The 15,642-nt window shown below is 32.3% G+C and carries 12 protein-coding genes and 1 other RNA gene; 4 read left to right on the top strand and 9 right to left on the bottom strand.

Features of this window, described 5'->3' with window-relative positions:
* Window positions 1-1,288 precede the first annotated feature (1,288 nt).
* The 9 genes from QZQ55_RS02440 to QZQ55_RS02400 form a co-directional block, all read right to left on the bottom strand.
* Window positions 1,289-2,035, bottom strand: a complete 747-nt coding sequence (locus QZQ55_RS02440) for a MerR family transcriptional regulator (RefSeq protein WP_217106437.1) — start codon at window positions 2,033-2,035, stop codon at window positions 1,289-1,291.
* A gap of 57 nt (window positions 2,036-2,092) precedes the next feature.
* The gene (locus QZQ55_RS02435) at window positions 2,093-2,377 is read right to left on the bottom strand and encodes a hypothetical protein (RefSeq protein ID WP_288687542.1); all 285 of its coding nucleotides are present in this window, start codon (window positions 2,375-2,377) and stop codon (window positions 2,093-2,095) included.
* Window positions 2,378-2,907: 530 nt separating this feature from the next.
* Window positions 2,908-4,032: an XRE family transcriptional regulator gene (locus tag QZQ55_RS02430; RefSeq protein ID WP_295089460.1), complete on the bottom strand. Its 1,125-nt coding sequence runs from the start codon at window positions 4,030-4,032 to the stop codon at window positions 2,908-2,910.
* A 230-nt stretch (window positions 4,033-4,262) separates the two neighbouring features.
* Window positions 4,263-4,615: a transfer-messenger RNA gene (ssrA, locus tag QZQ55_RS02425) on the bottom strand.
* Window position 4,616: 1 nt separating this feature from the next.
* Window positions 4,617-5,063 carry an SsrA-binding protein SmpB gene (gene smpB / locus QZQ55_RS02420; RefSeq protein WP_295089458.1) on the bottom strand — a complete coding sequence of 149 codons (447 nt, stop codon included), beginning with the start codon at window positions 5,061-5,063 and terminating at the stop codon, window positions 4,617-4,619.
* Window positions 5,064-5,068: 5 nt separating this feature from the next.
* Entirely contained in the window at window positions 5,069-7,198 is a 2,130-nt protein-coding gene (gene rnr / locus QZQ55_RS02415; protein WP_295089456.1) for a ribonuclease R, read from the bottom strand.
* A gap of 51 nt (window positions 7,199-7,249) precedes the next feature.
* Window positions 7,250-7,471: a preprotein translocase subunit SecG gene (gene secG, locus QZQ55_RS02410; RefSeq protein WP_006504859.1), complete on the bottom strand. Its 222-nt coding sequence runs from the start codon at window positions 7,469-7,471 to the stop codon at window positions 7,250-7,252.
* Window positions 7,472-7,552: 81 nt separating this feature from the next.
* Entirely contained in the window at window positions 7,553-9,262 is a 1,710-nt protein-coding gene (locus tag QZQ55_RS02405; protein WP_295089454.1) for an MraY family glycosyltransferase, read from the bottom strand.
* Between the two features lie 249 nt (window positions 9,263-9,511).
* Window positions 9,512-11,356 (bottom strand): transposase, encoded by a 1,845-nt coding sequence (locus QZQ55_RS02400; RefSeq protein WP_295089452.1) that lies wholly within the window; start codon window positions 11,354-11,356, stop codon window positions 9,512-9,514.
* Between the two features lie 332 nt (window positions 11,357-11,688).
* Between QZQ55_RS02400 and QZQ55_RS02395 the strand changes: the two genes are divergently transcribed.
* From QZQ55_RS02395 to QZQ55_RS02380, 4 genes are all read left to right on the top strand, one after another.
* Entirely contained in the window at window positions 11,689-12,699 is a 1,011-nt protein-coding gene (locus tag QZQ55_RS02395; protein ID WP_295089451.1) for an aldose epimerase family protein, read from the top strand.
* A complete protein-coding gene (locus tag QZQ55_RS02390) occupies window positions 12,699-13,979 on the top strand; it encodes a galactokinase family protein (protein WP_295089449.1) in 1,281 nt (426 codons plus the stop codon). Before QZQ55_RS02395 ends, QZQ55_RS02390 begins: the two co-directional genes overlap by 1 nt.
* Before the next feature lie 217 nt (window positions 13,980-14,196).
* Window positions 14,197-14,727: a YcxB family protein gene (locus tag QZQ55_RS02385; protein WP_295089447.1), complete on the top strand. Its 531-nt coding sequence runs from the start codon at window positions 14,197-14,199 to the stop codon at window positions 14,725-14,727.
* A gap of 148 nt (window positions 14,728-14,875) precedes the next feature.
* Window positions 14,876-15,637 carry a TatD family hydrolase gene (locus QZQ55_RS02380; protein WP_288687172.1) on the top strand — a complete coding sequence of 254 codons (762 nt, stop codon included), beginning with the start codon at window positions 14,876-14,878 and terminating at the stop codon, window positions 15,635-15,637.
* The last annotated feature ends 5 nt before the right edge of the window (window positions 15,638-15,642 follow it).

The following is a 15,642-nucleotide window of genomic DNA, read 5'->3' as shown; positions in this document are numbered from 1 at the left end:
GTTTTCCAACATTCTTATATTGGCTTTTACCTACATTTTTATTTTATCCTTTGCATCAAGTTTCTTTTTATTTTCTTCTAAAACATTTTGAAAATCATTTTTATAACTTTGATACCATCTTTCTAATTCATTCATATTACCTAAGCTCCTAAATAAGAAATACCTTCTAATACAATTTTATAATTTAATAATCTGCTTCTAACAATACCTTTATTTATATCATTTTTTTTGCATATACCTTAGAAAAATTCAACCAAATAGATTGATAATACAATTTTGTGTGTATTCTTCTGTGTAAAGTATTATTTATAAAAGCGTAATTATAATAATTCTCAACAGTACCAAGAAGTCTACTTTCCTGGCACTCCTTAATCCTTTCAATTCATTGTTTGGTCTTGATATCATCATTAATGCTTTGAATATCCATGATCTCACCATCCTCTTTATAGTAAATTTAGTACTAAAATCACTACATAGAGTGAATTCAGTCAGTCAGTCACATTTGCACATATTGACTTTAAATTAAGCGTGAACTATAATAATTGTGAACGATGGAACAACCAGTAAGCGGTTGTCCTTGGGTTTTATATGATTGAAATGACTATCTCAAACTTTTCCCGAGGCTGAGGTAGTTATTTTTTTGCACTTTTATCTATAATGATAAGAAGTAACTTTACAATGATTCCTATAATAGACACAATAAATGCTAACGATGTTAACACCACCATGACTGTTTCATATGTTGTCATTGTGCATCACCTCCGTTTTTCAGATTTTCCCAAAACTTCTAGGAATGTGAATTTCGAAGGATTGCGTACCTTCGTCATGACGACCAAGGATAACCACCTACCGTATACGGTTGTTCCACATAAGAATTATAGCATATAAGCATATAACTGTAGGAGGTTATTAAGTATTAGAAGAAATAAAAAACCTATGAGAGAGCTACTCTCGTAGGTTTTCATATATAAACGAACTTTATGTTCGATTTATTCCTGAAAAAGCTTCTATTAAGTTCTTTTCTGTTTGTGTTCCTGCATATTTATTAGCCAAATGTATTCTCTCCTTTCATTCTTTGATAGGAATAATTCCTATTTATGTTCTAACTTTCGTTCTTTCTTTTGTCAATTAAAAAAGGAGAAAGAGAATTTCTCCTCTTATCACTAACATGATTGCAATAGAAAATGAACTCATATATGGAGAGGACTTAGTGACAGACACATTTCTATGTGCATTTTAATCATACTCTTTTTTTAGAATCAGCTTTTTATTTTGGAACAAATTGATCTTATTTGTATCTTCTTATTATACTATCTCTTGGATTATCTAAATGATATTCTTTAGCCCACTTTCTAAAATGTCGATTAATATATTGATTAAGTTGAACCATATCTCGTTTATTAAGATAGATGTCAACTAATCCAAGAGGATCTTCTAATGGATAATCTTTAATTCTTTCCATCATTTGATAAACAACTTCATTGTTCATAATTTGAAAAGAATAAGTATCATATTGTGTAATAACATCTAAATCTACATAATAATTCATAAATACTTCCATGAATCTCATAAGTCCAATTGAACTGGACATTGATAGTTTAAAGCATTTGACATCACTGTATTTTATTTCTGTCTGAACATATTGAAGAAAATCTTTATAAAAATATAAACGATCATAAATCGTTCCATAATCTAAAACATTATCTACTGTTATTTTAACTTTTTTTCTTTTAATATAATTATTAATTTTTTCATCTATATGATCTAAATCAAGTCGTCGTTGTTTTATCAAATCTTTTTTATTTTCCAAAACATCTCTAATTGATTTCTGTTTATTAATAATCTGTTTGATTTCTTCTATAGTGACGTCCATCTCTCTTAATAGGAGAATAAACTTAATTTTTGAAATATCATCTTGATTATAACATCGATAATTATTGTTATCTCTTGATGGTTTCACTAAACCTTCATTTTCATAATAAATTAACGTTTTCTTTGTAATATCTAACATTTCTTCTACTTCATGTGTTGTCATAACTATCACCTCTACTCATATTAAACAGTATGACCTTAGGATATAGTCAAGTATTTCTTACAATAAAGATAAATATAAGACAATATACATATTTGAATAACTTCCATCTTTTAATCTAACCCCTTGTGGGATCATACCAACTTCTTTAAACCCTAACGATTTATAAGTGTGTAAAGCTGACTTATTACTTTCAGCAATAGCATTAAATTGCATACCTCTAAAATCTGATTCCTTGGCTGTTTTAATAGAATGGTCCCCTAAATATTTTTCTAAATGTTTTTCTCTCATTGTTATAACTACTAAATTCAATATTTGATTATTTCGCTTTGGTTGATTACGCATTCTGATTAGGTTGACCAAGTGTTCCGATACTTTTGACCGACTAACCAATTTAATAAAATTCCAGCGGGGTTGACCAACCATTCCGATGAACCTGACCACCCAAAAATCTTGACTGTAAAAAGTACATCCAGGATTGTTTTTGTTTATCTGCTTTTCATTGACTTATAAGAGAGATGGAAGCAGAAAGGAAGTATTCGAAGAGGTAGAGAAGAAAACATTAAGACCGCTCCCTGAATTTCCTTTTGAGGTATGTCACTGGTTTTATTCAAGAAAGGTACAGCTTAACTGTCATATCGCTTATAAAAAAGAACTGGTATTCAGTTCCATATGAATATGTAGGCAAGATGGTAGATATTAAGGTAACTGAGACCACATTGACTACCTATTATCAGAATAAGCGTATTAATGTACATAAGGTGTTTCCAGATTACGTTATAAATAAATTCCACAAATAATCATGATATGCCAGAGTCTGTCAAAGTAACAGAATAGGATGATGAGCGCATAAAGAAAATAGTAGATATACTCTACTATTCTAATAATTCTAAAACTCTTTTTTGAATAATTTCTTCCAAATATTTGAGTCTTTTTCTAGGTAATCGATATTTATAATGACTTTCAAACTTGAAACCTATTAATTTTCTTAGTTTTTCCTTTTGTCTTTTTGTCATACGTGGTTTTACAAAAGCAATAAAATCTTGATATGTTGCAGGAAGTCTTGTTTGGATGTATTGATTAATATTTTTAAAATCATCATCCATAGCATAACAAAGAAGTGATAATCCATTATCAAAAATAGGCGCACATCCCACAATTTTATTTGATTTATTATCAATTAAAAAACCAAAGTTACCAAAATGACGATCTTCATTTAAAATAACTGCATCAAAAACAAGCATATCTAATAATTCTTGATAATAGCTTTCACCTAGCTTTTTATAATAATCAATAACTGACTCTATTCCACCTGTTTTAATAATTCTTCCAACTGGAATATAAGATACATTTTCATTTGTGAAAAGTAAACATGTTGAACAAAGCTTCCCTTTCCATTTAGAAAGTCCATAATCTACATAATGTAAATCCATTGTTTTGGCAATTTGTGAAGCATAATATTCACTATAAGGTTCTAAGCCACTATTCGCAAATCCTTCTGTTCCTGATTTATAAAGAAGAATATTATTTTTTCTTCTTCTCCATGATTTTGCTAGCATCCCATTTGTTGTAAATTCAGGCGAGGATCTAAATGAAGTTCTTGTATAACTTCCATATCCTGTAAAAGCAATGGAAGCAATATTTGTATTAAAAGAATTATGATAAAGATTTGTATCTTTAAATAAGTCTTTACAATCTTCTTGCACAACCCAATAACTATCATTCAATGATAAGCCTTGACATATATCAATAATACCTTTTGTATCTTTTTCATTTAATCCTAATCGAGATAAAAAATTAGAAACATAGGCTCTATTTCTAGGAATCGTCCTTTTTTGAAGCCATTTTTTTAATCCTTCATTACTTAATTCTAAGTCTAACGGTAAAAGATATTGTAAATTTTGATTAACAGTATTAATCAAAACTTCTAATCCATCATTTGTATTTTTCATAGAAAAATACAATAAATCATTATCATACTGTTTTAAAATATAATTCATGAAAAACACATCCTTTCGAAAAATAATTATCTAACAATTTCCATCAAACATAAATAATCTGCAATCTTTACTTTCATTACATCAATTTTACCTCATCTTTAAAGTAAAAAATAGCGATTTCTAGGTAGTGACACCCACATAAATCGCTATTTCTTGATTTTTTAAAATATCTTAAAAAATGTTGATTTCATCAGTTCTTTTTTGATGACATCCATTTTAACTCTTAATTTTGGTGGAGGCGGGGGGAATCGAACCCCCGTCCAAAAGCCGTTCCATATCAGGTGTCTACAGTTTATCTTATTGAATCAATTTAAGTATGTTACGATCAATAAGCAATCTTTCGCATACCGATTTCTAATTGGTTTTCATGAATATAGTCAGAACATCCTATATCCCTTATCTTACAGGTTATGTTACAGACTCTAAAGGTGTAAGCGCAGATAGGTCTGCATTCGCAAGTCTATGTCGACTATTAAGCGAAAGCGTAATTTGTTCTGTTTCCAGATATTTGTTTGTGCATGTAACGTTTGCCAACGACTGCTGCCTGATTCAAACTGACCCCTGTCGAATCCAAGACGCCCCCATTAGTAAGCGCGTTTGAGAGCTTTCTCAATATCGCGCTTAGCATCTTTTTCTTTTGAATCATTACGCTTGTCATAAAGCTTCTTACCTTTTGCAAGAGCTATTTCTAGCTTTGCTTTTGAGGTATTGAAGTAAAGCTTTGTAGGAACGATTGTTAAACCATCCTCACGAACCTTCTTCTCTAGTTTACTAATTTCTTTCTTATGAAGCAATAGTTTTCTAATACGTCTAGGTTCATGATTAAAGATATTTCCATTTTCATAAGGGGCAATATACATATTCTCAATAAAAGCTTCATGATCCTTGATTCTTACAAAGCAGTCTTTTAGGTTAGCACTGCCTTTGCGAATAGACTTGATTTCAGTACCTTTTAATTCAATACCTGCTTCAAAAGTTTCTAGGATAAAATAATCATGATATGCTTTTTTGTTATTTGAGACTATTTTCATATATATTACCTTCTTGTACGGAATTTTCTTTTCTTCTTTCTATGACTTCCAGCTTTTACAAGTTCGAAGTCAATTGTCTTTTCTAGCTTATTTGCTTCAGTTACTCTTACTTTTACTGGATCACTCATCTTGAACATACGTCCTGTATGTTCACCGATAAGAATAAGATTCTTTTCATCATAAGCATAATAATCATCTGTTAAGGAAGTCATATGAACAAGACCTTCGATGGTATTAGGAAGTGATACAAAGAATCCAAAACTTGTAATAGAAGAAATATAACCATCAAATACCTCACCAACATGATGAGACATAAATTCAGCTTTCTTCATATCTTCGACTTCACGTTCAATATCAATCGCAATTCTTTCACGATTAGAAGACTGTTCAGCAAGTACTGGAATCATTTCTTCAAACTCATTCATTCTAGAATAATCATTCTTAAATAAGTAAGTTCTAATTAAACGATGTACCAATAAGTCTGGATAACGTCTAATAGGTGATGTGAAGTGTGTATAGAATTCATCTGCAAGACCAAAGTGTCCAAGACATTGTGCATCATAACGTGCTTTCTGCATTGATCTTAATAATAATGTAGAAATAATATCATGCTCAGGTGTTCCCTTAGACTCTTCTATCATACGTGCTAATTCATGAGGGTTAATCTTTTCAAGAGACCCATGAATAGTATAACCCAAAGGCTTCGCAATGGAAACAAATTGTTGCAACTTCTCTTTCTTAGGATACTCATGGATACGATAGATGAAAGGAACATCCATCCATTTAAAGTGTTCAGCTACTGTTTCATTGGCACATAACATGAACTCTTCAATAATATGATCACTTTCACCACGATTTCTTAAGACAACATCTACAGCACGTCCTTTATCATCTACAAGAACCTTTGCTTCATCTACATCAAAGTCAATCGCACCACGACGATCTCTCTTCTTTCTTAAGATAGCAGCTAATTCTTTCATATTAAAGAATAACTCAACAGCATCACTGTATTTCTTCTTTAATCCTTTATGACCAGCAAGAATCGCATTCACATTATTGTATGTCATACGATGAGAACTTCTAATAACAGTAGGGTAGATGTTATGATCTACAACCTGACCCTTATCATTGATTTCCATAATACAACTGATTGCATAACGGTCTACACCTTCATTAAGTGAACAGATACCATTAGATAACTTATGAGGCAGCATAGGAATCACTCTATCTACAAGATAAATAGAAGTCCCTCTTCTAATCGCTTCCTTATTTAATTCAGTTCCTTCTTCTACATAGAATGAAACATCGGCAATATGAACACCTAACTGATAATTCCCATTATCTAATTTCTTTAAAGAAATCGCATCATCCAAATCCTTGGCATCATCACCATCAATAGTCACAATCTGCCAATCTCTAATATCTAAACGATTAGGAATATCACTTGGATCAATAGATTGAGGAATAGACTCAATCTCATCATAGACTGCCTGTGGAAAATCAATATCTACATCATACTTATTTACAACAGATAAGATATCAACACCAGGATCATTCTTATGACCAATAATCTTAACAATATCACCCTTTAAATAAGGCTCGTACTTCTTAATCTCTACAACAACCTTATGTCCAGGCATAGCTCCATGTGCATGGGCTTCATCTACATAAATCCAATCAGTAAACTTAGGATCATCAGGCATGATGATGAGTTCTCTTCTACCTTTTCTAACTAATCCAACAAGTCGAGTCATACCACGTTTAATGATCTTTACAACACGTCCTTCAGGTTTTCCTCTATAGACAGTTGTTTCAATCATAACCTCATCCTGATCAAAAGCACCATTGAGGTTCTTACTATTAATATAGTATTCAGTCTCTTCATCAACCTTTACAAAACCAAATCCCTTTTTATTTAAACTCAAAACACCTTTTAAATAATGGAAATCATCTATTAAATGATAGTTATTCTGATTATCTCTAATCACTTCACCATCTTCTTCTAATCTATTCATAAGCTTTACAAATGCGATATATTCTTCAGTAGAATCATAATGTAGTGCACTTGCAAGAGCATCTATTCTTCTATCCTTTAAGTCTTTATTCTTTAATAATTCTAAAACATCTTCTCTCATATATTCACCTCCAACAAAAGAAAAGAGGCACTCATAAGTGCCCCTTTATTATTATCCTGCCATTTTAATAAGAATTGCGATAACAAAGAATGCAATACCTAGTCCTACAGTAATACGTGTAAGAACTAAGTCTACCCCTCTTTCTTTTTGCTGTGCAAAAAGATTAGAGCTCTGACCAGTTAATGCATTAACAATACCATCAGTTTTTCCCGTTTGTAAAAGACACACAATAATTAGGGCTATAGAAACAATGATCAAAAGTACTTCTAACATTTTTCCTGCCTCCTTCTCTTTTAGACTTTTTCTACATTAGCGAATAAATAATATCATAAAAATATATTGATTACAACACCTTTATTCGTTCACACCATTGTTGTAATCGAGGGATACTACACTATAACGATTATTCTTTTCTATAAGTGTTACTTTTACGTTAATAGTTTGATAATTGTAATAGAAATTCTTTTTGTTAAAGGTGATTTCTAATCCAACATCCGTATACTCATAATCCTCCAAACCACTTAATGTAACATCGGATGCTCTTGTATAGTTCACTTCATATGTTGTGACTTCATCAAGATTTGTTTTATTCGCTATCATATCATTCACATCTGCATAATAGCTAGACTTCGCAAATTCTTCAAAGTTATCTAAACGATCACTATAGAAATATTGAGTACCACCAATTTCATTTTTCTTCTTATTAGAAATAGTAAAGAAATCAATCGCAAATAATGCAGCAACATTCTGACATGTATTTCTTTTCGTATGAGATGCTTTAATATCTTCATGCACCGACTTCATTAAAGAAGTAGGATGATTAGGCATATCATAAGTAATGATTGGAGTATTGACGATACGTTTCTTATCATTATGACTATGATAAACAAGAACGCCACTTACTGTAATTACAGCACATAAGAATCCAATTAGAATATATTTCACGTGATGTCTTTGGGCTATCATTAAATATGTCTTAGATTCTTTAATCTTTGGTAAATCATCTCTTTTTAAGAATATATTGAGGATTGTAAGAACTGGTTTATATTTACGTGAAATCATATTGGTATATTCCACGAATATCTCAAATACAAAGAGTAGTAATGCGAATAATAGAATAGATGCAGTTACACTATATATATGGATAAATGAGCAGATAGAGAATAATGCAGTCGCAATATATAGAATAAGAACACTCTTAGTCTGTCCTAGTTCTAGTGAAAACATCAATTTATGATGTAAATGTCCTTTATCTGCTTCATCAAAGCGTTGATGGTGGACTTTACGTCTAATAATCGCAATGAGTGTATCCATGATAGGTACTGCCAATACAACAATAGGTGCCCCTAAAGTAAAGAATGTAGAGGTCTTAAATCCAAATCCTAATAAAGAAATCACAGATAACATGAAACCAATAAATAAAGCTCCACAGTCACCCATGAATATTTTTGCAGGATGGAAGTTAAATACTAAGAAACCTCCAATGGATCCTGCAAGTAAGAGTGTTAATGAAGTGATATCTGTACGTCCATAATGTATAGAGATGAGTCCTGTAGTGATCAATACAATCATGGATATCCCACCACATAAACCATCTAATCCATCAATAAGGTTTACTGCATTGGTAATACCTACAATCCATCCTAGAGTTACTATTAAGGCAATAGAATAAGAAAGAACAGTAGGAATATAAGGAATAGTAAATCCCTTTAAAGATATTCCACCATAAAATATTACAATAAGTGCTGCGGCGACCTGTCCAAGAACCTTCATCTTTGGAGGAAGGTCATGAATATCATCATATAAACCAAATAAGAAAACAATCAAACCACCTATTAATATAGAGTTGATCTGATTATCTGTCTTAAGGAATACCATAGCCCCTATAAGGAATGCTACATAAATGGCATATCCACCTGTACGAGGAATAATACCATGATGTACAGTTCTATTATTTGTATGGGCGATTATACCCATTTCTTTTGTGATTTTACCGATAAAAGGGGTTAGGATGACAGATATAATGAATGTCACACAGAACGCTAATATACTATTGAGTGTCATAAATGCCTCCTTATTATGCTCATTATATATCAAATAGAAAGTATGTGCAAAACAAGGAAATTCACCGCAAACCAAATCAATTATTGTATAATATAGGCAGAGCGGATTTATACTAACTAAAATACATGTTGTTTTCATTGGTATAAATGATATAATCCCGTTTTTGACAGTTAGGTATGTAAAAAAGGGAGAAAAGTGCCTGTTTAAGGGCATTTTTCTCCCTTTTAAAATTGTTGTATGGGAAGCTTCTTATGAAATTTTTTTGATTTTTTTATTGAGATCCTTGGGCTGATAGTATTCTTTGTCGAGATCCAACCTGAATGTCTCATTTAATGCATCACATATCGCACTGCTTGTATATGTTGCCTGATAGTACAGATCATGGTTGTTCACCACATTCATATTCTTCAGGTTCTCTATTATCTCATCTGTGGTGAAGTGTCTGCCATTTCTATTGAGCTTGACCTCAATTATCCTTTGGATAAGAAGTGCAGTGTAGCATGTCATGAAGTGAGCGATTATTCTGTCGTCCCTTCTGTGATTTACTGGTCTTGCCTTGAAATTTGTCTTGAGGACTCTGAAGCAGTCTTCTATTTTATACCTCTGTGAGTTGATTCTAATGATTTCTTTAGCGTTATCTTCTGCATCAAGATTGGTAGCTACTGCATAGAATCCATCAAACATCTCTTCATTTTTTATCTTCTCCTCATCGATATAGTATCTGTCCTTATCATTTTTGTCTCTTTTTATAAATCTCTTCGGATCGTTTGGATTCTTCTTCAGATCATCAACCTTGTTGGCGCTTATCAGTCTTCTTGCACGCTCTATCTGTCTGTTTCTTACATATCTCTGATACTCCATGGCTTTTCTTGAGAATGTGACGATCACATACTGCTTCAGCTTTCCTTTGGACTTCTTCTCTTTTGTATTTCCGCAGGATGTTTCATATTCCTCGGTAAATCCAAGATCTATGGCCTTATCGGCAGGAATGACTTTATATACTACATCATCATAAAGCAATCTGTTTGATTCATCCATTCTGTCAAATTCACGCATCTCTTTCAGAGTCTTCGGCATATTATTTGATAATAATCTATAGCCGTCATCATTGAACACTGCTTCCTGAAGTGGCTTTGACAGCTTCTTTATGGACTGGGTGACGATGAAGGCTCTGCTTCCGAAGGAGTTGAATCTTCTAATATCCATCGATCCAAGACCGGCATCCGCACAGTATATAAGCCTTTTGTCTCTAAAGGATCTTATCATCTTTTTCTCAGTGGATGTGGCGCATAGCTGCTCGTTCTGATTTCCGGGATTGATGCACATGGAAAGAGGGATTCCCTGAGCATCGATGAATAATCCCATCTGCACGATAGGACTGGGCTGATGCTGCTTGGATATTCCATATTTTCTTAATGCGGAAGATACCTCTCCGGTGACCTCATCCACATAATCATCATCGGCTGTTTCTATCTCGAAATAGTAGTTGGTACAGTCAAAGTAGCACACAGAGGTATCTCTTCTGATGATACTGTTGCTTGCCTCATAGAGGTGGGTGATATAGTCATCAAAATGTCCTGCGAGGAGGCTCATGAATCTGAGTGATGATTCATAAAGGTAATGTGGCTGTTCATAGTATGTATGAAGGTGATCATAAATGCCCAGCTTTGATCGTGGATCGAGAATTCTTGATATCGTGAGAAATCTGTTTATAAGATTCGCGTCATATTCTGCTTTTGTATTCTCCATGATCCCATCAAGAAACTTCTTTATTTTCAGGTCATTATAGATGGACTGGATAAAGAAGTAGCCGATATTGAGATTCCTTGAATGTGCGACATGATCATCTGAAGAGGCAAGCTTCTTGGAAAAATCAATATTTACATCTAGTGATACTTTTCCGGCTTTATATTCCTCATTATATTTTGCGACCTCCTGTTTTGCATATTCGAGAGGATCATCAGTGATTCTGAGCAGATCATTATGCCTGCCGATTTTCTTTATATTTCTAGTCGTGGTCTTTTTGCCGTTCCTTATTCCCTGCTGAATGAAATATGTAGGGTTTTTGGAACGTCTGTCATAGTAAAGTTTCATAGAAATCAGCTCCTATGACAATTATATCATATTATACAACATCATACAACATTAAAAACCGAAAAATTTGACAAAAAAATAACGTTGTAATCAACGTTTTTTGAAATCTGGGGTTCTACAACTGTCAAAGTCCCGCTCCACTTTACAAAATAAATCTACTTTTCTATAGTGTCCATTCAACAGTGTCCATTTTAAAAAATACTGGTTAATAAAATAGTCTGTTAATTCATCACTTTTTCTAGAAAGCGTATACATAATTATTCATAACATGATAAAATATATTAAGTAATAGGTATGAATTATCTATGTTTCCGAAGATGAGGTGAATAAATGTGATAGAAGTAATAGAAAAAATTGGAAATATTGAAAATTTATTATTAAAGAATGAAAAGATGGAAGTTGTTGTCTCAACATTTGGTTGTACTATTATTAAGATGATTGTTGAAGATAAGAATGGAGTAAAAGGTGATGTTGTATTAGGTTATGATGACTTTAATCAATATCAGACTCTGGATGCTTATCTAGGTGCATTAGTAGGTAGAGTTGCGAATAGAATTGGAAAAGGAACATTTGAATTAAATGGTGAAACATATCATTTACCTATTAATAATGGCCCTAATAGTTTACACGGTGGTATTAAAGGATTTAGTTATCAGATCTTTGATTATGAAATCTTAGATGACTATACTATTAAGTTTACTTATCATGCAAAGGATGGAGAAGAAGGTTATCCAGGTAATATGGATTTTAGTGCTACTTATCATTTAGAGGGTACTACATTGACTATTTCTTATCATGCTACGAGTGATAAGGATACTTTAATTAATATTACTAACCATTCATATTTCAACTTATCAGGACATAAACATAATATCTATAATCACACTTTAAAGATTGATGCTGATTATTATGAACATGTAGATGCAGATGGTCTTGCTACAGGTGAAAAGGAAGCTGTAGAAGGTACTCCATTTGACTTTAGAAAACCTGCAAAGATTGGTGAACGTGTAGAAGTAGATCATCCACAATTAAAACTTGGTAATGGTTTTGACCATCATTTCTTCTTTACTACAGATAAGAACCAGGTTGTATTAGAAGATGAAGAAAGTGGTAGAAGATTAACAGTATCCACTACTTTGCCAGGAGCACAGATCTATACCGCAAACTATCTAGATGGTCGTATTGGTAAGAATGGTGAACCTTATAATGCGAGAGATGCAGTATGTATTGAAACACAGAACTTACCAGACGCTATTCATATTGAAAAGAATCCAAGCACTATTTTAAGAAAGGGAGAAACATTTGATGCACAGACATCTTATTGTTTAGAGGTAATTAAATAATGAAACTTGCAACACAGATTATTGAAGATATTAGAAATGGTCAGGCAGATGCTTTATTAACTGATATTTATGTAGATGAATCTTTATTAGATACTCAGAAAGAAAGATATATTGCAGCTATTGAAAAGTTCATCTCACTTTATGGTGATAAGGAAGTAGAAGTATTCTCAGCACCAGGTAGAAGTGAAGTATCTGGTAACCATACAGACCACCAGCATGGTGAAGTATTAGCTGCTGCAATTAACTTAGATATTATTGCGATTACAGCACCTAGAGATGGTGAAATTAAGGTATTATCTGATGATTATGACTTAAAGGCTGTAGCTTTAGATGACTTAGAAAAGAAAGCTGAAGAAGAAGGTACTTCAGAAGGATTAATTAGAGGGACTCTTGCACGCTTTAAGGAATTAGGTCTTCATATTGGTGGTTTTGAAGCTTATATGACAAGTGAAGTATTACAGGGTTCTGGTCTTTCTTCATCAGCAGCATTTGAAGTCATGATTGGTACTGTATTATCAGGTTTATATAATGATATGACAGTGAGTCCAGTATTGATTGCACAGATTGGTCAGTATACAGAAAACGTCTATTTTGGTAAACCATGTGGATTAATGGACCAGTGTGCAAGTTCAGTAGGTGCTCTTATTCATATTGACTTTAAAGACAATGATCATCCTGTTGTGGAAAAAGTAGATGTTGATTTCTCTTCATTCCATCATAGTTTATGTATTGTAGATGTTCATGCATCTCATGCAGACTTAACTGATGATTATGCAGCCATTCCTACAGAAATGAAGGAAGTAGCACACTTCTTTGGGAAAGAATTCTTAAGAGAAGTATCAGAAGAAGAATTTAAAGCACATATTCCTGAATTACGTGAAAAGATGAGTGACCGCTGTGTCATCCGTGCATTACACTTCTTTAAGGAAGATGCAAGAGTAGAAAAAGCAGTATCAGCCTTAAAGAACAATGACTTTGATACATTCAAGTCAGTCATCAAATCATCAGGAGACAGTTCTTATAAATACCTACAGAATATCTATTCTAATCATGATGAAACAAACCAGGCTGTTTCTATTGCCTTAGGCTTATCTGAAGATATCCTAGGTGATAAAGGTGTATGTAGAGTACATGGTGGTGGATTTGCAGGTACGATCCAGGCCTTTGTAGAAGATGATTATGTAGAAACATATAAGACTGAAATTGAAAAGTATTTTGGTGAAGGTTCTTGTCATATTCTTAAAGTAAGAAAGTATGGCGGTAAGAAAGTAGAATTATAAGCATTAGAAAACCTCTTTGATATGAGAATCAAAGAGGTTTTCTTTACTATAGAATTGATTTTTTCCATTTGATATTCTGCTTATCAAAAATGTTTGCAATCTCTCAATATCTTCAATGCTGGCATTTTTCTTTTCAAAATTGATAATATATAATTATTATTTATTATGTTAGAATATCTATGGTTGTAAATATTCTTGGTTTGTGAGGTTAGACAGAATGGAACTATTAACTGTTAAAAATAACATAATAAATTATTCGAATTTAAAAAAAGTAAGATTCTTCTTTTTTCATTTTATATACAAATTCTTTGTTCTATGCGGAGCAGTCTTAGCATTATTAGCCGCATTGATTAGGGTATTTAATGGTGGTATGTTTGATTTTATTAAATCTTCTCTAGTATTAGTTATTGTGTGTATATTACCTTTTGTTCAATCAGAAGTTATGTTGAAAAGATTCATAAAACTTCAAAAAGAAAAATATGGATCAGATCAGGTAAGTATCGATTTAATATTTGATAATGATGGAATTATTTCAGTTGAACAATCTACTCAAAATAAGAGTAAAATCATGTATAAGGATATTAAACAAGTTATAGAAACAAAAGAAATTATATTATTTATAACTAAGGCTGGATATGCAACATTTTTTGAAAGAAAAAATGTGGAATCAAATGATCTCGAAAAATTAAAACAATTCTTTGATAAACAGAATATTTTATGGGAAAAATCAATATTAAATATATTTTAAACTTGATAATTTAACTTCTGAAATAACTATAAGTAGGACAGTAAATGATGCAAGATGGGCTGTTCATTACGACAGCCCTTTACTAATAGGGGGTTTATTCCCCTGTTTTTTTTATGTATACTTGATTAAAAGCGAGGTAATAAGAAAAATGTTATTTAATACACATACACATTTAAATAGTGAACAATTATTTGAAAATCGTGATTTATATATTCAGAATGCAATAGATAGAGGTGTGAAGTACTTTACTGTTGTAGGTTATGATTTAGAGTCTTCACGTCTTGCAGTACAGATAGCGCATGAGTATGACTTTATTTATGCTGCAGTAGGTATTAGTCCTAATGATTGTAAAGAGACAACAGATGAGGATTTAGAGGCAATAGAAGCACTTGCGAAAGATCCTAAGGTTGTTGCTGTAGGTGAAATAGGATTAGATTACTATTGGGATGAAGCGTCTAAAGAAAAACAGATTGACTGTTTTAAGAAACAGTTAGAAATAGCCAAGAGATTATCTTTACCTGTCACTATTCATGCCAGAGATGCTTATGAAGATACATTTGATATTCTTTCTAAGTCAGGTGTAAAAGGTATTATGCATTGTTATAGTGGAAGTTATGAGATGGCTTTAAGATTCATTAAGATTGGTTATTATATTTCTTTGGCAGGTCCTGTTACTTTTAAGAATGCGAAGGTTCCTAAAAGAGTCGCTGAAGGCGTAGATTTAAACTATCTACTTGTAGAAACAGATGACCCTTATCTCACACCAGCACCTTATAGAGGAAAACAGAATGAACCAGGTAATGTCTATTTTGTTGCCCAGAAGATAGCTGAACTAAAAGGATTAAGCTATGAAGAGGTCGCAAAACAGACAACAGAGAATGCACTTAAAGTATTCCAGTTAAAGAAATAGTAATT

The organism is uncultured Catenibacterium sp., from assembly GCF_900540665.1.
GTDB lineage: Bacteria > Bacillota_I > Bacilli_A > Erysipelotrichales > Coprobacillaceae > Catenibacterium.
The sequence above is the reverse complement of the archived record's forward strand: the minus strand, read 5'-3'. Positions and strand labels throughout refer to the sequence as shown.